The organism is Ignavibacteriales bacterium (genome assembly GCA_016700155.1).
In the GTDB taxonomy this organism is placed as follows: Bacteria; Bacteroidota; Ignavibacteria; order Ignavibacteriales; family Ignavibacteriaceae.
The window spans coordinates 2,067,766-2,088,407 of the sequence record CP065001.1; the positions used below are offsets into that span (position 1 = coordinate 2,067,766).

At 35.9% G+C, this 20,642-nt stretch carries 20 protein-coding genes and 2 tRNA genes; 8 read left to right on the plus strand and 14 right to left on the minus strand.

All coding sequences use genetic code 11. From position 1 onward, the window contains the following. Positions 1-21: 21 nt before the first annotated feature. From IPM56_08665 to IPM56_08705, 9 genes are all read right to left on the minus strand, one after another. On the minus strand, positions 22-1,842 hold the full coding sequence (locus IPM56_08665; GenBank protein QQS37993.1) for a KUP/HAK/KT family potassium transporter: 1,821 nt from the start codon (positions 1,840-1,842) through the stop codon (positions 22-24). Between the two features lie 47 nt (positions 1,843-1,889). Continuing rightward, complete coding sequence (locus IPM56_08670) at positions 1,890-3,431, minus strand: dicarboxylate/amino acid:cation symporter (GenBank protein QQS37994.1); 1,542 nt, start codon at positions 3,429-3,431, stop codon at positions 1,890-1,892. A 303-nt stretch (positions 3,432-3,734) separates the two neighbouring features. Next, positions 3,735-4,079, minus strand: a complete 345-nt coding sequence (locus tag IPM56_08675) for a hypothetical protein (protein QQS37995.1) — start codon at positions 4,077-4,079, stop codon at positions 3,735-3,737. A gap of 21 nt (positions 4,080-4,100) precedes the next feature. Next, positions 4,101-4,547: a hypothetical protein gene (locus IPM56_08680; protein ID QQS37996.1), complete on the minus strand. Its 447-nt coding sequence runs from the start codon at positions 4,545-4,547 to the stop codon at positions 4,101-4,103. A 33-nt stretch (positions 4,548-4,580) separates the two neighbouring features. Further along, positions 4,581-5,780 carry an aspartate kinase gene (locus tag IPM56_08685; protein QQS37997.1) on the minus strand — a complete coding sequence of 400 codons (1,200 nt, stop codon included), beginning with the start codon at positions 5,778-5,780 and terminating at the stop codon, positions 4,581-4,583. 4 nt (positions 5,781-5,784) lie between these two features. Continuing rightward, on the minus strand, positions 5,785-6,483 hold the full coding sequence (dapD, locus tag IPM56_08690; protein ID QQS37998.1) for a 2,3,4,5-tetrahydropyridine-2,6-dicarboxylate N-acetyltransferase: 699 nt from the start codon (positions 6,481-6,483) through the stop codon (positions 5,785-5,787). Positions 6,484-6,553: 70 nt separating this feature from the next. Beyond that, complete coding sequence (locus tag IPM56_08695) at positions 6,554-7,210, minus strand: 4-hydroxy-tetrahydrodipicolinate reductase (protein QQS37999.1); 657 nt, start codon at positions 7,208-7,210, stop codon at positions 6,554-6,556. Between the two features lie 11 nt (positions 7,211-7,221). Beyond that, positions 7,222-8,094, minus strand: coding sequence for a 4-hydroxy-tetrahydrodipicolinate synthase (locus IPM56_08700; GenBank protein QQS38000.1), 873 nt, complete (start codon positions 8,092-8,094; stop codon positions 7,222-7,224). Positions 8,095-8,241: 147 nt separating this feature from the next. After that, entirely contained in the window at positions 8,242-8,619 is a 378-nt protein-coding gene (locus IPM56_08705; protein ID QQS38001.1) for a hypothetical protein, read from the minus strand. Positions 8,620-9,074: 455 nt separating this feature from the next. On the opposite strand from IPM56_08705, the gene IPM56_08710 reads away from it, so the two are divergent. After that, positions 9,075-9,449: a hypothetical protein gene (locus IPM56_08710; protein ID QQS38002.1), complete on the plus strand. Its 375-nt coding sequence runs from the start codon at positions 9,075-9,077 to the stop codon at positions 9,447-9,449. A 4-nt stretch (positions 9,450-9,453) separates the two neighbouring features. Here IPM56_08710 and IPM56_08715 read toward each other — a convergent pair whose 3' ends face one another. Then, positions 9,454-11,286, minus strand: coding sequence for a L,D-transpeptidase family protein (locus IPM56_08715; protein QQS38003.1), 1,833 nt, complete (start codon positions 11,284-11,286; stop codon positions 9,454-9,456). Between the two features lie 259 nt (positions 11,287-11,545). On the opposite strand from IPM56_08715, the gene IPM56_08720 reads away from it, so the two are divergent. The 7 genes from IPM56_08720 (at position 11,546) to IPM56_08750 (ending at position 16,957) form a co-directional block, all read left to right on the plus strand. Then, positions 11,546-11,619 (plus strand) — tRNA-Arg (locus IPM56_08720). 88 nt (positions 11,620-11,707) lie between these two features. After that, a tRNA-Arg gene (locus IPM56_08725) sits at positions 11,708-11,781 on the plus strand. A 77-nt stretch (positions 11,782-11,858) separates the two neighbouring features. Further along, positions 11,859-12,941: a histidine kinase gene (locus IPM56_08730; protein ID QQS38004.1), complete on the plus strand. Its 1,083-nt coding sequence runs from the start codon at positions 11,859-11,861 to the stop codon at positions 12,939-12,941. Continuing rightward, positions 12,934-13,707, plus strand: coding sequence for a response regulator (locus IPM56_08735; GenBank protein ID QQS38005.1), 774 nt, complete (start codon positions 12,934-12,936; stop codon positions 13,705-13,707). The genes IPM56_08730 and IPM56_08735 overlap by 8 nt, the downstream gene beginning before the upstream one ends. A gap of 115 nt (positions 13,708-13,822) precedes the next feature. Beyond that, on the plus strand, positions 13,823-15,574 hold the full coding sequence (locus IPM56_08740; protein ID QQS38006.1) for a VCBS repeat-containing protein: 1,752 nt from the start codon (positions 13,823-13,825) through the stop codon (positions 15,572-15,574). Positions 15,575-15,742: 168 nt separating this feature from the next. Next, complete coding sequence (locus IPM56_08745) at positions 15,743-16,216, plus strand: nucleoside deaminase (GenBank protein QQS38007.1); 474 nt, start codon at positions 15,743-15,745, stop codon at positions 16,214-16,216. A 66-nt stretch (positions 16,217-16,282) separates the two neighbouring features. After that, entirely contained in the window at positions 16,283-16,957 is a 675-nt protein-coding gene (locus IPM56_08750; GenBank protein QQS38008.1) for an adenylate kinase, read from the plus strand. Here the strand turns inward: IPM56_08750 and IPM56_08755 are convergent. Genes IPM56_08755 through IPM56_08770 form a run of 4 tightly spaced genes read right to left on the minus strand, consistent with a single transcriptional unit; the run spans position 16,935 to position 20,577 of the window. Next, a complete protein-coding gene (locus tag IPM56_08755) occupies positions 16,935-17,612 on the minus strand; it encodes an ATP-binding cassette domain-containing protein (protein QQS38009.1) in 678 nt (225 codons plus the stop codon). The genes IPM56_08750 and IPM56_08755 overlap by 23 nt on opposite strands. After that, the gene (locus IPM56_08760) at positions 17,599-18,348 is read right to left on the minus strand and encodes a class I SAM-dependent methyltransferase (GenBank protein QQS38010.1); all 750 of its coding nucleotides are present in this window, start codon (positions 18,346-18,348) and stop codon (positions 17,599-17,601) included. Before IPM56_08760 ends, IPM56_08755 begins: the two co-directional genes overlap by 14 nt. Next, positions 18,329-19,324, minus strand: coding sequence for a 4-hydroxythreonine-4-phosphate dehydrogenase PdxA (pdxA, locus tag IPM56_08765; GenBank protein QQS38011.1), 996 nt, complete (start codon positions 19,322-19,324; stop codon positions 18,329-18,331). Before pdxA ends, IPM56_08760 begins: the two co-directional genes overlap by 20 nt. Further along, on the minus strand, positions 19,321-20,577 hold the full coding sequence (locus tag IPM56_08770) for a GWxTD domain-containing protein (protein ID QQS38012.1): 1,257 nt from the start codon (positions 20,575-20,577) through the stop codon (positions 19,321-19,323). Before IPM56_08770 ends, pdxA begins: the two co-directional genes overlap by 4 nt. Positions 20,578-20,642: the final 65 nt, after the last annotated feature.

Below are 20,642 nucleotides of genomic sequence, written 5' to 3' on the forward strand. Positions count from 1 at the left end.
GATTTCTCCATCTATACTTTTCTAAATTTCTAATCGAGTTACCACACCATGTAATTTGTTGTACGGCAATTTATAAAATCTGACAAATGGCGGTGTTATCATTTTAATGAATGCAAATATCTTTAGGAAGAATTTCTTTGTTTCGATATCTTCAACACCATAGAAAATTGCTTTCTCATCAATATTGTTTTCTTTTAGTACGCCTGCAAGATCAAGTATTTCAAGATATCCCTGGAAGATTTCAAACCCTGATAATCCGGTTTCAATATTTTCTGTTTTCTTAACGCTAATTCCATACGGATGATCCGTTACATGAATTGAAACAAGTACATTGTTTTCGTAAATGATATTCCCTCTGATAATACAATGAACTACGTATGGAGGAATTTCATTCAGGTTCTTACTAAAGAATAGCGCTGTTCCTTTTATGTTGTTACCAAGTTCATAAATCTGCTTGTAACTAATAAGAAACACATCCATTGGCAATGCACGGAATGATTTGTACATAGAATTGTTGCCTGTTATCCATAGTTTGATCAACAGGAAGGGTATCAAAGCAATGATTATAGACCAGTAACCACCGTGCGGTACTTTGTCGAATACAGCAATCAGGAATATTACGTTCACCACAAAAACAAAGATGGCTGCAATGAATTTTAATTTCCGTTTCTGAATTTTAAAAATCCATATCATGAACGTAGCACTGATAGTCATAGTCGCTGTAACAGCAAACCCGTAGGCAGCAGCAAGGTTAATTGATTTTTGAAAAATGAATATCATTAATAAAACAGCAATTAATAAACTCCAGTTAACAGCCCCGATATATATCTGGGATTTAATTTTTGTTGAAGTGAATTTTACTTTCATCAATGGAAAGATGCGCGTTGTAATACCCTGGTACAACAGCGACATAACAGCACTTATCATTGCCTGTGATGCAATGATAGTAGCAAGCAGTGTTATTATAAGAAAAGGTATATAAAAATAAGGCGAAATAGATTTCACCATTTCAAACAATATGAATCCTGATTTTTTATGTGTCAGTAAAAATGCACCCTGACCGAAGTAGTTCGCTATTAACGCAAAGAATACAAAATACCACGCACGTCTTACTGGTTTACTTCCAAGATGTCCCATATCCGCATACAGAGCCTCACCACCGGTTGCACACAATATTACTTCGCTTAGTATCAGAAATCCTGTTAACCCGTTATCGAGCATAAAGTTTATTGCATAGTAAGGACTAACAGCCTCAATTACATGCATTGATTGTGACATAGAAATAATTCCGGAAACGAAAAGTGAACCAAACCATATTATCATTATTGGTCCGAAGGAAGATGCAACCTTATCTGTTCCCTTGGATTGAAATGAAAACAGAATTATTGTAATCACACAGGTGATGATCATTACTGCTTCAGTTTCGATGTGACCAAACCCGGGTATGAGTTCAAGTCCTTCAACAGCGGATAAAATACTTATTGCCGGAGTGATAACACCATCACCCATGAGTAGTGAAACACCAACAAGACCAAGAAAACCTGCAAATGCAATTTTCTTTGCTGATTTAATTGAGCCGGTTAATATTTCTTTTAAGACAATGATACCTCCCTCACCTTTAATACTTAAACTCATTGCGAGCCATGCATATTCAATGGATACTATCACTATCAGCGTCCAAAAGATTAAGGATAATATTCCAAGGATATTTTCAACTGTGGGTGCAGTTAATGCAAATATGATTGTGAGTGTATATATCGGACTTGTTCCTATATCCCCAAATACAAGTCCCAGTGCTTTAATTATTTCTTTAACAGAGGAGTTAAGCTTTAAGAGATTCATACAATATTTTTCATTTTACACAGAAGCGGACATAAGTTTAAATCGTTTTATACTTTCTTAAGTTCTGCTTCATTTAATCCATTGCCTTTTTCTGAGGATGAAATAACTACAGCAGTCAAAGCATCACCAGTTACGTTGGTAACTGTTCTGCTCATATCTAAAATTCTGTCAATACCCAGGATGAGTGCAATTCCTTCTTCGGGAATGCCTACTGATTTAAGAATAATTACCAGCATGATAATTCCGACTCCTGGCACGGGTGCTGTACCGATTGATGCAAGTACGGCTGTAAATACAATTATTAGCTGTTGCGTGAAAGTCAGATCAATTCCAAATACCTGTGCAATAAAAACTGCAGCGACTCCCTGATAGAGAGCTGTTCCATCCATATTTATTGTCGCACCTAAAGGTAAAATGAAACTTGTTATCGATTTTGGAACTCCGAGATTTTCCTGGCAGCATTCCATATTAACAGGAAGTGTTGCGGCGCTGGAACTAGTGCTGAATGCAATTGCCTGCGCTCTTCTTATTCCTTTAAAGAAGAAAAATATTTTCATCTTTGTAAAAATTTTCAGTAACAATGAATAAGTAAGAACAGTGTGAATTAACAGTCCGGCAATAACGGCAACAGCATACCAGATAAGTGTTTCAAGAATTTCAAACCCAAACTCACTCACTGTTGCTGATATCAATGCGAACACACCGATCGGTGCGATTAACATAATGATATCAACAAGCTTGATCATTGCCTCACTCAATCCGTCAAAGAAGGAAAGAACGGGAGAAGATTTGTCTTTTGCGATCAGTGATAATGTAAGACCAACCAGCAAAGCAAAGAAAACAATCTGAAGCATTTCGCTTCCTGCAATTGCTGCGAATGGATTCCGGGGAACAAGATTGACAATCTCTTTAGTAAAATCATAGTCACTGACCTTCTCTATATTCCCGGCAACATCCTCACTATAAACAGCAAGTAATTTCGATTTACTATCCTCTGCCATTCTATGTCCCGGCTGAAGAAGATTGGCAATCAGCAAACCGGTAGTTATTGCAAACGCGGTAGTGCCAATATAAAAGGCAATCGTCTTTCCCCCAATCCGCATAAACTTTCGTATATCACCGAGACTTGCAGCGCCGACAATTAATGAAGCAAGTACTAAAGGAATAGCGATCATATTCAGTAAGCGAATAAATATATCTCCAACCCATTTTATGTATGACGGTATTGTCCTTTCTCTATCGACACTGATGACTTTGTTGATCGCAACAATTTCGGGCGGTGCATCCTTGTCCGTAAGAAGACGTACACCCCTGATGCGTACATCAAAAGGATAATTATTCTGTTTAGCTTTTTTAACGTAGGATAGTATTTCAAGCTGCTGATCGGTGAAGAAAACAACTGTGTCACGGTCAATTACATTTATCTGGAATTGTTTCCAATCAGAAAAAACTATTTTGTCTGTTCTGTCCTTATTTTGAAACGAAACTACGAGGCTATTCTTTTTAACACTAAAGATTGAACCGAATATTGCACCGAGAATAAGTGCTATAAGAATCTGGTTATGCAGTTTAGGAATTTTGATTTTCATTAGACAGCCGGGATTATTAATAAACTAGTTCCGTAACTCCCGAAATATACTATACTTTAATTAATCATATAAAAAGAATATAATAACCTGGGGCAGCATAGCTTGTACCCCAGGCTGTATTTTGTAACTGATCAGCTGAAAAAGGAATAGAGCAGAAAACCAACCATACTAAGAAAACCGAGAGCAACTGTACTTATAAAAAAATAAAAAGCAAAACCAGATGACTTTTCATCTTTGACGTTCTTTTCCATTGTAATTCCTGTTTATTAATTATTAAATAATTGTGAACTAATAAATCAGGAGTTACTTATCCTTTGAAAAATGAGCTTGAATGAATGGTGAGAATTTTTGAACGAAGTAATCGGAAGTATTTATTTTTTGATTGAAGTATTTAAAGGTAAGATTTTTATTGTAGTCACTGACTTCGTCTCTGAACAGAATACTCTTAAAAATCTTTGTCGATTTTTTTTCAAACTTATTAATTGAAGCCTGAAGGGCTATCGCTGAAGACGCTTCGAATAATCCGGAAGTTGAATTGTTTTGAAACCTGTTAAGGTCATATTGATTGCCAGAACCAGGATTTACAAATCCGGAAACAGTCACCCAAAAAAGAATAACAGAAATTATTTTAATTACTAAAGTTTTCAACTCTATTCTGCTATACTTTATCTACTCTGATACTGAAATAAAATTAAATTCATTGCGTTTGGTTTTACCATTAAGCACACCTTCAATAGCCGCAGTTAATTTTCCATCACCGTGAAAATAATAAATAACTTTTTGAGGAAAATCATGTTCCTCATTAACAAATATAAATTTATTATCTGTAATATCTGTCAACACAAATAACGTCGGGGTTTGACCCGCAGGAACTGCAATGTACAGCCAGTAATCTCCAATTTTTTTCAGGCAGAGTCGCTCAATGATTTCTTTTGTTCCGTTTACTTCGACATAGCTTTCGCCGGAAAGTTCATTATCATTTACTATCACCCAATGCTCAAACATTTCGGTTTTGTCGGAATCGATTTTCCATTTACCTGTGAAATGACTTTTAACATCACCGGTTTGTGCTAATACAAAGAACGGCACCAATAAAAGCAAAATGATTTTTGTCATGATTAATCTCTCATAATATTTTTCTTAACTTATTCATGATTCCAGCCAATGTTTATGAAGAACTATGATAGTGTTTTCTAATTCCTCTTTCCTGACAAGAATGGATAACCGGAATGAAGTTGTTGCCAACCCACTGAATTTTATTCCTGCATCAATCAAAACTTTTAACGATTCTGCAACAACACGGTTGTCGCGGTTGAATCCTTCGCCGATTATTGAAACTGCTGCGAATGAGTCATCAACAGTAAGTGAATCACCGAATAATTTTTTAAGTCCGGTTTGAACGCCATTCCAGTTATGAATATTGTTCTTTGATATGATGAAAGAAACTTTTTGATGTTTATCATCTTCAACAAAACTTAACTCTTTCATCTGGATATTTTTTTCTTCAAGAAAAATTTGAAGGCGCTGGAATCTTGATGAAAGATCTTTGTCACTTAAGATAAATCTAACTATATCAGTCTCATGAACCACTGCAATCACAGAGGGTCTGTCGGCAGGTGCAGTTTCTCTAATTACGGTTTCTTTACCGGGAGTAAATGTACTCCTTGCATACAAAGCAATCTTCGCTTCTTTGGCAAATTGAACAGCCTGTGCATTCAATACTTTTGCTCCGGCTTCGGACATTTCCTGCAATTGCTGATAAGAAATTTCAGGCAGATGTTTTGCTTCTTTTATAATGTTCGGATCAGTTGTATAAACTCCATCAACATCAGAATAAATTTCACATCGCTCAGCTTTTAATGCTGCAGCAAGCGCAACCGCTGATGTATCAGATCCTCCCCTGCCGAGTGTTGTAATATCTCTTTTATAACTAACGCCCTGGAATCCGCCGATCACAACTATTTTTCCTTTTGCAAGTTCATCCTGGACTCTGAATGGTCGTACTTCCATCACCCTTGCATCATTGTTTCTGTCATTTGTAACAATTCCTGATTGCGATCCGGTTAATGAAATTGCTTCAAACCCGAGATCATTAATCGCAATACATAACAACGCCATAGTAATACGCTCGCCGGTACTCAAAAGCATATCAAGTTCGCGCTTGTCGGGGTTTTCGGAAAGTGACTTAGCCATTTCGATCAACTGATTTGTTGTTTTGCCCATTGCTGATACAACAGCAACAACATCAAAGTTCTGCTGCTTAAGCCCTACTATCATCCTGGCAATCTTTTTTAATTTTTCAGGATCAGCGACACTGCTGCCGCCGTACTTTTGAACAATTATACTCATATCACTATAGTTTCCGGAGTTCTTCCATTAGCTGAGTTTTACTTTTTGTTTTATCGTCAACCTTCTTTAAAACTTTTGCCGGCACACCTGCAACAACCGTCATTGGTTCTACATCTTTAACAACGATCGATCCGGCTGCAACTACCGCGCCTTTACCTACTTTCACACCTTCAAGTACAACAGCATTCGCGCCGATTAATACATCATCTTCAATTATGACCGGATCAGCACTTGGCGGTTCTATAACTCCTGCCAATACTGTCCCTGCACCTATATGACAATTCTTTCCCACGATAGCTCTTCCGCCGACTACAACATTCATGTCTATCATAGTTTTTTCGCCGATTACCGCACCGATGTTAAGTACAGCTCCCATCATTATAACACAGTGATCACCGATTTCGACAAGATCGCGGACAATAGCCCCGGGCTCAATACGTGCATTATACTTTGTCAGATCAGCCATAGGGATAGCTGAGTTTCTTCTGTCATTTTCAATTTTGTGTTTTATGATGAATGTCCCATTCTCTTTTAAGAATTTTTCAACCTGGTCATATTCACAAAAAAGAATTCCTGATTCTTCATTACCATAAAAATCAAAATTACTAAAATCAATTTTTTTGAGATCTCCTTGAAGATAGACTTTCAACGGAGTTTTTTTCTTTGATTCAGATATGTACCTGATTATTTCATAGGAGTCCATTTAATTTTCCTTTTCTAAAATCATATTACTTTGAATGGTCTGAGCAATGATTCTGAATCATAACTTTGCATCATTTAGTCTCACCAAAAACCACATCGGTAAAAGTAAATAATCCCCTTTGTTTTTTCATAACAAATTCAGCAGACAACAAAATTCCTTCAGCGAATGTTCTTCTGGAAATAGCACTGTGAGTAATCGATAAGGTTTCACCCAATCCGCCGAAGTAAACTGTATGATCTCCGGATATGTTGCCCAGCCTTAACGATGATATGTTTGGAGTTCTCCCTTTCAAACTTTCGGCAATCATTTTTGCTGTACCGCTTGGTTTATCTTTTTTAAAACGGTGGTGAGTTTCAGATATTTCAACATCCCAGCCATCAAGTATATCATTCGCCATTGAAGCAAGTTTAAGTAAAACCTGTACACCGACTGAAAAATTAAAACTCTGCACTACAGGAATTTTATCTGAAGCTGTTTTAAGTTTTATTAATTGATCAGGCGATAATCCGGTAACGGCAATAATAAAAGGAACGGATAACTCTATAGCATGATTTAAACTCTTGTCAAAGACTTCAGGCAGTGAGCAGTCAATTATAATCTCAGCATTTCCAATTTCATTTGTTCCGTCAAGATCGTATCCATAAACGAGTTTATGATTTTTTTCACTAAAGCAAGCGGCAACTTCTTTACCAAGTCTTCCGCTGCTTCCATATAGTCCAAAATCCATTTTCGAATTCCTCAGGAAAATAATTTCATTTCATTTTCTAACACTGCTTCATTTTTCTTTGTTAGCGGTATTAGAGGAAGTCTTAATACATTCTCACAATAACCGAGTTTGTTCATAACGAATTTAACCGGGGAAGGACTGGTTTCAACAAACAGTGCATTCATCATTGAAAGATATTTATTATTGTACTTCTGAGCAGTTGATAAATCTCCCTTCAACATTGCATCCGTAATTTGTTTCATCTGTGCAGGATATGGATTTGAAAAAACAGATATCACTCCTTCTGCACCGAGCGCCATAATTGAAAGTGTCTGATCGTCATTGCCTGAAAAAACTTTTAGAGTATCAGGTTTTATGGAAATAAGATGAGCGATCTGCGAGATGTTTCCGCTTGCTTCTTTAACTCCTATAACATTCTTACATTCATTATGAATTTTGACCGCTGTTTCCGGAAGGATATTCATAGCTGTTCTTGACGGAACATTGTAAAGAATAATAGGTAGAGAAGTATTCTGAGCAATCTCTTTGAAGTGATAGAATAAACTTTCCTGTGTTCCTTTGTTATAATAAGGATTCACAATCAACAATCCATTGGCTTTAGATTCCTCAGCGGATTTGTTAAGCGAGATAACTTTTTTTGTATCATTGGTTCCGGTTCCCACAATCACGGGAATTTTTCCGTTGACCTCCGCTACAACTGTTTCAACAACTTTTTTTCTTTCTTCATTTGTAATAACTGGTGATTCACCTGTTGTGCCTAATACTATCAATGCATCAATACCATTATCAATCTGAAATCTCGTAACCTTCTTTAACGATGCATAATCAATTTGTTGATCATTCGTGAACGGCGTAATTATAGCAGTTCCGGTTCCTTTAAACATTTTTACCCTCTGAGAATTTTTATAATATGAAAAATATAAAAATTTGTTCAGATAGCTAATAACTTAAAGAGAGATAAATTTATTATTAATCAGATAGTCAATCGGAAAGATTACCTAAAGAAAGGATTCAGTTCAGCACTAACCTTACTATGGAACTGTAACTGAAACAGATGCAAAGGCTGAACCCGGACCATCATTCTCCTGGCTTGCAGCAAGACTGTTGTCAACATAAATCTCAACACGGACACGTATATTAAGAACGCTGGAGGTTGTGCCTGACGCACTAAGATTTACAACAGTACCCGGAGCAAAAGAAATTGTTCGGTTAAAAACACCAACAAACTCCTGAGTATCTGATCCGTTTGCATTTGTGAAGGTGATTGTTTTTATAACACTCGCATCGTTTGATGATAAAATTATAGCATAGTACCTGACTGTTTTATTTAAACTAACAGGATCATCTGAGGAGCAGCTTAAAAATACTACGCTGAATATTATTTGTACTACCAGAAAAATTTTTTTCATAAACTCACCTGTTGTACCCCGTAATTTTGACTCAAATATAAAAAAAGTAATCGAATGATTATAAGAAAATTATTTTTTTTCTATATATCTGCTGCCATTTATTCAATTTTCAGACCGAAAATGAACTTTGCAATATTGGCTTACATAAATCCACGAAACTGATATAATTATTTTGTAAATCTGATTTGAATAATTAGTAATTCGACAACTGGTATAATAATTGAACTTTTAAGAACTCGACCAGATGTGAAATAAGCCTGAGAGTTTATTTGCTTTAGATACAAGCATTAGAATTTTCGCAGGCTGAATAATGATATTTTTTACCGTCATATTTACTGATTGGATGTAAAAATGTTAACCGTCACACAAAAATTCTCCCGAAGTTTTCCCCTGATATTTACAAACTTAAATTAAGCCAGGTTTAATTCTGTTCATTACATGAACAAGGAGCTAATATGGTTGTTATCAATCAAAAATTATTTTGGTTATACAAGTTTACAGCAGTTGTTATGATTCTTTTCATAATTGTATTCGGTTACATTTTCTTTGAGCCGTATCTTACTGAAAGAGAAATCGTTATTACAGTCGTGAATTTTGAAAAATTCCCTAAAGAAAATGGTAAGTACTACATATTTACAACCGATGAAGTATTTGAGAACACAAACTATTACTATCACAAAAAAAATAATGCAGATCGGCTGATAACAAAATTTATCAAAGGAGACACATACCGAGTTAAAGTGGTGGGATTTTATCTGCCTGCAATTAATCGGTTCAGAAATATTATAGATATTGTCGAATACAATATCAGAACCCGCTCTAATGTTTAGCTGTTCAGCTTTTTTGTTTTAACCCCAATCGTTCTATTAACAGCACATCTTTTTTATAAACATCATCACGGAAATTCAGTATTCCCTGCTCATCAACCCATGCTGTATAGTAATCAACGAACAGAGGTATTTTCTTTTCAAGTTTTAATTCAGTTGTTTCACCAAAACTTGAGTTCTTTCTCAGAGCAGCCCTTTTCTTATAAAATTCTGAAATAATTTTTTTATCAGTGATCTTTTGACCGGTTTCTATTTTCAGGTAATCGTTATTCCACTTTGAATGTCCTTTCAAAAGATATTCAGAAAGCAGAAATGGTTTCTCAACTCTTACGCATCCGTGACTAACTGCCCTGTTAGAATAACTGAATGGTACCCTGGTCGGAGTATCATGCAAGTAAATCCCGAAAGGATTTTCAAACATGAATTTTATCCTTCCAAGAGCATTTCCTGCACCCGGGTCCTGAACAATTCTGTAAGGTATTTTATCCGTGTATAAATGGTTGATGCTTACATTAGTCAGGTCAATCTCAACCCCATCCTGATAAACTTTAAAATTCTTCTTTGACAGGTAGGATGAATCTTTTTTAACTCCAGCAAATATTTCTTCACGTATGATGCTCGGCGGTACCGTCCAGGTAGGGTTAAGTATCAGGTAAGAAATTTGTGAATACATCATTGGAGTTTCCCAGTCATCCGGTTTCATTTTCCAGTTTTTCGATTTGACGTATTGTTTGTATCGCTCATCATAATTTGCCGGACGTTTTTTCCCTGTACACACTTTTATTGCAAACTTTTCTTTTTTGTTTTCAATAACATAAAGTTTGAAATCAGGAATGTTAACTACTATGTACTGTGCGGTATCAGTGTAATTCAGCCACCTGAATCGTTCCAGATTAATTTTTATCGTTGCGATATTTTCTTCAGGCGATACGTTTAACCGGTCGATAGTTGCTTTTCCAATTACCCCGTCGTCAGCTAATCCGTTTTGTCTTTGAAATTCCTTTATAGCATCTACTATCACCGAATCAAATAATGTAAAATCCTGCACCTTTGATTTTGATGTATCAAGAATTCCAACAGTGATTAGCCGTGAAGCGATTTCAGCAATGATCTGATCCTTATAGCCAGGTTCTATTTTTTTAGTCGGGACTGGAATTAATTTCCACTCAATGTCTTTATACTTCTGTGAATATTCCTCTAATGCTTGTTGAAGTTTTTTATAGCGTTCATCCGCGGGCTGTATTTTTTCGAGATAATCAATTACATCTTCCTGAACCAGAGGTTCAAATAAATTACGCTTAGATGAATCAGGCACAGGAAGAAAATAACTATCGGGATATAGTTCTTTTGGATTTACGACCCCGTACCTGAGATGATACGCGTATTTTAAAACCGCATCGGCAGTTAGAATTTCTGCATTAGAAAGATGAGAGTACCTGATCTTATTATCTATACTGTCTTTTAACGCGGCAAGCAACTCGTTTTGTATTTTAAGATAGTGATACATTGACGAATCTAATCCGTGTTCATCAGACTTAGATAAAATATTCAGTACAGCATAAACTTTATCCTGATCATCAAAGCTTGAAATGAAAATCGGTTTAAACTGACGGGTTGAATAAAATTGTTTCAACGTATCAAAATATTCGATGGTTGAATCTGAAAGGAAGGCAGAAAAAGTTCCGTTTAGGAAATCATCTTTGATACTGAGTGTGTATGACTGTAAGTCGAAATTATACTTTTTATCAAGTGTAGCTACTTCTTCATCCGATCCATCTTTACAAGCGGAAAAAAAAACTATTGCCAGAAAAAAAAGCTGAAGACAAATTCGTTTTAACATACTTCCTTAACTACCCTCGGGTTAATTTTATTTATGGTATAAATCAGTTGAAGTTTTTTCGATGAACACAAAAATAATTTTAATTGCCGGCGATTAAATTAGTAAAATCCTGACATACTTTTCAAAATCTTTTAAGAATCATTCAGTTGTACCTGCATTTTTAATTGTTAAAGCAGCGGAATTATATTACATTTGCAGTGCAAAATTTGGAAATTATATTCTTCCAAATATCACAACAGTATTAATCTTAGTTATAAATGCACCCGTAGCTCAATTGGATAGAGCATCTGACTACGGATCAGAAGGTTTGGGGTTCGAATCCCTACGGGTGTACTGGTTTAATGTACAATGTAAAATTTATAATGCATAATGATACATTATTCTAATTGTAAATTTTACATTGTACATTATAAATTTTCATGCACCCGTAGCTCAACTGGATAGAGCATTTGACTTCGGATCAAAGGGTTGAGGGTTCGAATCCTTCCGGGTGTACAGAGCCTTGATCAGCCTCGTTTCTTTCTTCATAATACATTTTTATTTTACCAGCAAGAATTTATAAATCATTTGAGATGAAACTTACACCTGTTAAATACTGGATTTTGTTTTCGATAGGCTGGCTGGTGCTCGGCGTATATTTTATACTCTCCTCTTATGTTTACTATGCTAATAGCAGTACAGCATTCAACTGGGAATCTCATCTTGTTAACCGGATGCCTCCATACTTTATCTGGGCATTGATTACCCCGTTCATTTATAAAATTGTTACTGACTACCAATCAAAAAAGAAAAAGTTGTCGCAACAAATTTTTTACTATACTGTTCTTGGTCTCCTGGTGTCGGTCTTTCACAGACTGATTTCCGTAAGCATTTCATATACACTAATAAAAGTTATTGAGTCAACCACTGACGATTATTTTACTGTTATGATGCAAAGTAAGTTTGTGATTTTTTCATACTTGTTCGACAGTTTCTTTACTTATGGCTTCCTGCTCACATTATTTTTCAGCATCAATTACTATAAGAGACATAACGAGAATAAAATTAAAACTGCTGAACTTGAAAACCGTCTTTCCCAGGTTGAACTTAAAGCATTAAGAATGCAACTGCAGCCGCATTTTCTGTTTAATACTTTAAACTCGATCAGTACATTAATACATAAAAATCCGGATGCAGCCGATTTGATGATTACAAAGTTGAGTGAACTCCTTCGGTTTACTCTCGATAGTTCAGGCAAGCAAACAATTTTGTTGAGTGAAGAGATTGAATTCCTGAAGACATATCTTGATATTCAAAAAATAAGATATGGAGAAAGAATAATTACTGAATTCAACATTCCCGAGAAAGTACTGCACATTGAAGTACCTGCTTTGATACTGCAACCAACAATTGAAAATACGATCATCCATTCCGTTGAAAAAAGAAATCAGCCTACCTGCCTGAATATTTCTGCAGAACTTCAGAACGGTTCTCTTAATCTGGTGGTCAAGGATAATGGTCCCGGTCTAAGAGAGAATCACACTGAAGGTATCGGCATTGAAAATACACGTGTACGACTTGAGCAGTTGTATAAATATAAATCATCTTTCAGACTCGAGAGTTCATCGGAAGGGCTTAAAACAATCATCACTATACCGGTGAACAATAATGATTAAAGCTATGATTGTTGATGATGAGGAACTTGCCAGACAGCGAGTCCGTGACTTGCTTTCTGATCATTCCGATATAAAAATAATTGCCGAAGCATCAACAAGTGCCGATGCAATTGTAAAGATAAAAAGTGAACATCCAGACCTGGTTTTCCTCGATATACAAATGCCCGAGTCAAACGGCTTTGATGTGATAGAGAGTATCAGAAAAGAATATTTACCGCTGATTATTTTCACAACCGCATTTGATGAATATGCAATAAAAGCATTTGAACTTCATGCTATTGACTACCTGCTAAAGCCTTTTGACAAACGAAGATTTGCTTCTGCACTGGATCATGCAAGAATGATTATCAATTCAAAAAATCCGGAAATTATATCCGAGCAAATAAGTTCTTTGATGGCTTCCCTGGATGAATTCAGAAAGAAGAAAAATTCATACTTGAAAAAGTTTGTTATAAAAGAAACTGGCAAAATCAGCCTGGTTAATGTGGACGAAATAATTTTCATTGAAGCTGACGGCAATTACATAAAATTGATTACCTCTAACCAAAATTTTTTAGTCCGTGATACCATGAACAAAGTTGAAGCGAAACTTAATCCTGAAATTTTTATGCGTGTTCATCGGTCATACATCATTAAAATCGAACTCGTAAAAGAAATAAAAACTCATTTTGACGGCGAGTACCATATCACTTTAAAGAATAATCAAATTGTTAAAACAGGTAAAGCATATCGTAGCAACATTCTAAAATTAATTGAGTTGCCTTAAATCATGTAACTTCAAATTGATATTTAGTCACATCATTTCTATAGTTCATCACTTCTAAGTTTGTGAGTCTGGTTTCCAGCATTATATTGCCATCAACAAATCCCAGGAGTAAAACGTGAAAATTTTTTGTACACTTGCAATTGTTATATCCTTGTCCTTTTCAATAAAACCACAGCAGTTTGAAAAGATCACAACAGGAAGCCCTGCGACCGATGGCGGTGATTCAAGAGCCGTGAACTGGATTGATTATGACAACGATTCTGATCTCGATCTCTTTGTCACAAATGGTCCCCAGGCTGGACAAAATAATTTTCTTTACCGGAATGATGGAAACGGAACATTTACAAAAATCACGAATGTTGTCATAGCTCAGGATGGAAAAGCTTCTGACGGAAGTACATGGGGTGACTATGATAATGATGGTGACGTTGATCTTTTCGTGGCTAACTGGTGGGGTCAGCCAAATCTGTTATACAGCAATAATGGAGATGGATCTTTTACTTTTGAAAATTCACTCAGTCCCTCTACCGGAAACACATACTCGGAAACCGGCAGCTGGGGTGATTATGACGCTGACGGATGGATTGATCTTTACGTATGCAATAGTTTCAGTAACCTGAGAAACATTTTATATCACAACAATGGTGACGGAACATTCACTGCGATTACTACCGGTCCGCAGGTAACCGATCAACAGCCTTCGAGAAATGCCGATTGGGTTGATTATGATAATAACGGGACACTTGATCTTTTTGTCACAAATGAAGAGAATCAGCATAATGCACTCTACAAAAATAACGGAGCTGGTGCATTTGAAAAAGTCAATGGAATAAACATCGTGAGCAATAACGGCAATTCAACCAGCAGCAACTGGGAAGATATTGATAATGACGGAGACTTTGATTTGTTTGTCGCAAATTACGGCAACCAGGCAAACTTTTTATATATGAATAACGGAGATGGTTCATTTACAAGGATCACTCAAGGTTCTGTAGTGACTGACGGCGGAAGTTCATTCGGAAGTAATTTGGGAGATATAGATAACGATGGAGACCTTGATCTTATTGTGACGAATGCTTTCACAGGCTCGGCTCAAACAAATAATTTTTTGTATTTAAATAATGGCGATGGCACATTTACAAAAGACAGCAGCAATGTAACGACGGATGGCGGCTGGTCCTACGGCTGTGCGTTCGGGGATTATGATGACGATGGCTATCTCGATCTATTTGTCGCGAAATGTTATCAGGCAAACGAAAACAATGCACTATTTCATAACACCGGCGGAAGTAACAATTGGCTGAAAATGAATCTCACGGGAACAACATCAAATACTTCAGCGATTGGAACAATTGTCAAAATCAAATCAACTATAAATGGTTCACCTGTATGGCAAATGAGAAAAGTTGCCGGACAACATGGTTATTGCGGTCAGACTCTCCAACTTCATTTTGGTTTAGGAAACTCAACTGTTGTTGATTCAATCTCGATAGAATGGCCGACAGGTGTTATTGAAACATTTGAAGCTCAGCAGGTTAACCAGGTAATTACAATCACAGAAGATTCAACATTAAGTGATAATTCAGAATTAGATACAAAGCAATATAATTTTCATCTTCACCAAAACTATCCGAATCCATTTAACCCGGAGACGAAGATAACTTTTACTTTGGAAGAATCAGGGAGTATTGATTTATCAGTTTATAATTCTCTCGGCGAGAAGATAACTTCCTTAGCGAGAGGTTATCATACTTCGGGATTGCACTCAGTAAATTTTAAATCAGTCAACTCCCCTTCAGGAATATATTTTTATGTTTTATCTAATGGCACAAAATCGCTGACAGGTAAAATGATTCTTCTCAAATAATCATACATTTTTCTTCTATCATTTACCGCAATTGTTTAAATTGCGCCCAATCAAATTTTAATCTTTTGAATGCGGAACGGGAGTTCATCAACTCTCGTTTTTCATTTTTGAGTTTCACTAATAAAAAATCATAAGCACATTTTGTTTTCAGAAGAATCAAAGAAATATATGCTGGCAGCAATACGAGAGTCGCAACGAGCTTTTGATCATAATGAGGTTCCTGTCGGCGCAGTAATTGTTTATAAAGATAGAATTATTGCAAAAGGTCATAACCAGGTTGAAATGCTGAAAGACCCAACAGCACATGCTGAAATGATCGCGATAACTTCTGCAGCAACTTACCTTGACAACTGGCGCCTTAGTGAATGCGATATCTATGTAACGCTTGAACCTTGCATTATGTGTACCGGAGCATTGTTGGCTGCAAGAGTAAGAAGTATTTTTTTTTCTGTCTTCGATCCGAAATTCGGGGCGTGCGGTTCAGTACAAAATCTGGCAGAGAATAGTAAGACCAATCACAGAATCAGTGTTTATTCAGGGTTGATGATGGAGGAATCAAAATCATTACTTGCACATTTTTTTCATTCACTTAGACTGAGAGAAAATCAATCTGGCAGTGAAGACTCGATCAGGTTAAATTGATTACGGAGTTCAACTTGATTAAGAATTTTAATAGTAATAATTTAAATCAAAAATTATGGTAGTCTAATGCAATTCATCTTATTCGGTTCACCGGGCGTTGGAAAAGGCACTCAGGCAAAAATTCTATCGGCAAAATTTAGTATTCCGCACATCTCTACAGGTGATATTCTCCGTCAGGCTGTAAAAGAAAAAACCGCGCTTGGTATAAAAGCTAAAGAGATAATGGATAAAGGTGAATTGGTCTCTGACGATATAATGATAGGAATAATAAAAGAAACACTCTCAAAACCTGAGTGTGAAAAAGGTTTTATTCTTGACGGCTTTCCAAGAACTCTTGAACAAGCTTCCGCTTTTGATTTAATGCTGGGTGAATTACATATCAACGACATTTATTTAATGTATTTAACCGCTAACGAAGATGAAATTGTTAAGCGCCTGACTAACCGCCGTGCCTGTAAAGTATGTTCAAGTATTTTTATTTACAGTGAAGTAAAGGATGCTGAGAAATGCCCTAATTGCGGTGCTGTGAATAGTTTTTATCTCAGGAATGACGATAAAGAAGATGTTATCCGGCACAGACTGCAGATATTTGAAAGCACTACAAAACCTGTACTAAGCCACTATGAAAAACAGGATAAAGTGATTTACGTTAATGGACTTGATCCGATAGATGCTGTGACTAAAAATATTTTAAAATTCCTCCAAGGGAAACCAGGAATCAAGCATTCTCTTTCTGTTTAAGAACAGCTTTCAGAACTTTACCATTTTCTATCTTTAGAATTTTTGCATTACCCTTCTTTACAAGTTCATAATTGTGCGTTGCAAAAAGCACCGCAGTTCCCCTGCCGTTTATCTTGGTAAGAATATTCATTATTTCCATCGAAGTTTCCGGATCAAGATTTCCAGTCGGTTCATCCGCAAGTATCAGCATCGGTTCATTTACAATTGCACGCGCAATTGCAACACGCTGTTTTTCACCGCCGGACAACTCATCCGGCATACTGTATCGCCGATGTATTAATCCAACATCACTTAATGCGTCATTAACTTTTTTCTTTATTTCTCCTGAAGGCGTACTTACTGATTGCAGAACGAATGAAAGATTATCATAAATATTTCTGTCTGTCAGAAGTCTGAAGTCCTGAAAAATTATTCCAAGCTTTCGCCTTAGTTTAGGCAACTGCTTCGGTTTAATCGTCTTTGAATTATATTCGCCAACCTGAACCGATCCTGAATCCGGCATAATATTCATGTATATCAATTGAAGCAGTGTACTTTTGCCTGATCCGCTCTTCCCTATCAAAAAACTTAATTCACCGTTCTCCAACGAAAAATTTATATCGCTGAATACTTCCTGGTTTGCATAGTTAAAAGAAACATTATCAAATGTCAGCATTTTGCCTGTTCTTTCTTAGTATGAATTGAACTCTTTCATTTACAGCTTTAGCTTCTTCAAATGTAAATGCTTTAAAACACTCGCTTACATATAGACCTGACTTTTCAGCCGCAGTAAAATAAAAATCAAAATCGTAAATTTTTTGGTTATGTGTTTCTTTAATAATTCTATTATCACCGTCTTGAATAATGAATTCATTTTTATGAATCCTTGTCTTCGTATTGAATGAACTCGATTGGCTATATTCAATACCATTCACTCTGTTTTTAAGTGTAACAGACTTGTTTGACTTTAAGCTATTGTTAAGTAGGCTTGCATCAAATGTGAATATTGAATTCTGGTTCATTAACATTTTAACTGATTTAAAGAACTGCTGTATTTTTATTCTGCTTGTAAGATAATTAATGCTGTCGAAGGCGCAAATTATCAAATCAAATTTTTGTTTGAATGGCAGTGATGTCATATTCAAACAGACTTTATAACCTTCAAACCCTTTTATTCTTTTTACCATTTCAAAACTGAGGTCGGAAACAATTATGTCCGGGTAATACACTCGAAGAAAATTTGCAAGTTTACCTTCACCGGAGGCAAGCTCAAGAACTTTCGGGTTCCTGCTTAAATGATTTTTTGAAATTGCGAAAATATATTTTGCCCATGCCTTGTAGTTTACTGTTCTCATTAGGTGAGAATAAACAGTACTTAATGCTTCATAGTTTTTATTTTTTAGCGGATGCATTTTTCATCCGGTTGGATAAAATTTTGTCTGCAAACCTGAAGGCCTGGAATAAACTTGTCTCATCTGCCTTATTTTGCCAGGCAATATCGTACGCAACACCGTGGTCAGGGGACGTACGAACAATTGGTAATCCTGCTGTGTAATTAACACCACCTGCAAAGTTCAGCATCTTAAATGGAATAAGCGCCTGGTCATGGTACAGACCTAAAAACAAATCGAATTGTTTATACAAACCAGCCGCAAAAAATGCATCGGGTGAAAATGGACCGTAAACTTTGACTTTGGATCTTAAGGAATTCATTGCGGGTAATAAGATTTTATTCTCTTCATCACCAATTAAACCGTCTTCTCCTGCATGCGGATTTAGTCCCAACACTGCGATTGATGGTAATTTAATACCAAGATCTTTTTTCAACATCTCGTTTAAGAGGAGAATCTGTCCTGTTATTAAATCCTTGGTAAGAATTTTCGGAACTTTTTTTAATGGTATGTGGATTGTACTAAGTGCAGCTTTCATTTTATCGGAAAGAAAAGTCATCATATAATTTTTTGATTTACACCAATCAGCAATCATATCAGTGTGACCCTTATATTTTATTCCTGCCAGATTGAAAGCTGTTTTAGAAATCGGTGAGGTAATCAAAGCTGATGATTTATCGTTTCTAACAAAGTTGAAAGCAGTAATTATTGAATCATAAGCACCTGTCCCCGATTCTTTAGTCGCCTTACCTATTTTTATTGAGACTTTTTTTATCGGGTAAATATTTACAAGACCAGCTTCAAAGTGTAAAGGATTTTTATTGAACCGGTATTCGAATTGAGGAGAGATGAGACTTGCAGATTGTTCAAAAATATTTTGAGGACAGACGAAAATAATTTTCTGTTTTGAGATAAATTTTATTCTGTTAAAAAGCTTTAATGTTATCTCAGGACCAATTCCGTTAACATCACCACATGTAAAATAAAAAGATTTCATTTACTGTTTAAGATAACAAATTCACCCGTTCCTGTTTTATCAACAAAACTAAAAATTTTTGAAGTGGTTGTATAGCTCCACGATTCAACCACTTTGCCCTGATCATCATAAGACCGTGAAATATTATCGGGCTCGCCAAATTTTATATATACTTCGCCCCTATCGGTCTCCCATCCCATTTTACCTGTGATGGTGGAAAAGTTCCTTATGCTATAATCAACCCGGCGATAGTACTGCTCCAGTAACTCATTAAATTTTGTGTCGGGTGTAGGATCATAATTTTTCCACACATTTAAAAGTTCACTAAAATATTTCTCATCGTCAGATTTCAGAACTTTACTCACGAGTTCTTCATCATCCAGATATTTCAAAGTACGGGCGGAGATTTCCTGGTTAAAAAGTATAAAGGGACGATCAAACCACCTGACATCTCCCTGGAACATATTTTCTTTTTTGAATTTGTCTGTTGCTGAAACAAAAACCGTGATCGATCCTTCTTCGAGTGATGAATTAAAATTTTCGATTCGGAATAATTGAAAAGAATTGTTACTTGATTTATCACTAATGACTATTGAACCATTACACTCTTCCAATTCTAAACCGCGTACACCTGACGATGTGATTGATTTATTCAGAACAGTATCCTTGTTATTTATAATTACAACTTTTACTGAAGTTAAAGAAGTATCAAATGACGGAATTAAAAGATCATATGTTTTTTTTGAGAATGGAACCACTCCACCGAAGTTAGCTAACCTTGAAACTTCATTTCCATTACAAGTACTTTTTTTATTCTCTACAACAAATGGTGAAAGAAAATCACTTTGTTCAACTATTGCTGTTGTAATTACTGGAGGCATTCGCTGTTCTTGATTTGTAATATTATCTGTAAAGACCGGGACTATCTTTACACGAGTTGTAGGAACCTCAAGATTTATTAATCCTTCGGCAAAAAGATTTTTTGAGATGGTTGCTTCGTAGCTCAGTACATTTATTTTTTTACTGCTCATCCCTCTTGAAATAAACTTCCCGGATGAATCAGTCACTTCAATATTTATTCGGAATGAAGCATTATAACCGGCATGATTCTTTTCAAAAACAATCCGTTCAAAAGGGATGCGGTATGAAAAAAATAATTCATATCCATTACCTTGAGGAATAAAATTGGTTTCCGTCAGGATGGAATTCTGCCTCGGTTGTGCAAATACAAAAGCAGAAATGCAGAGAGAAATGAATAACAGTTTTTGCATCATATTTTTAAATGCAAACTGAACTACAATCCTTTATAATTCAATGGAAATTAATTGGGATGATTCAA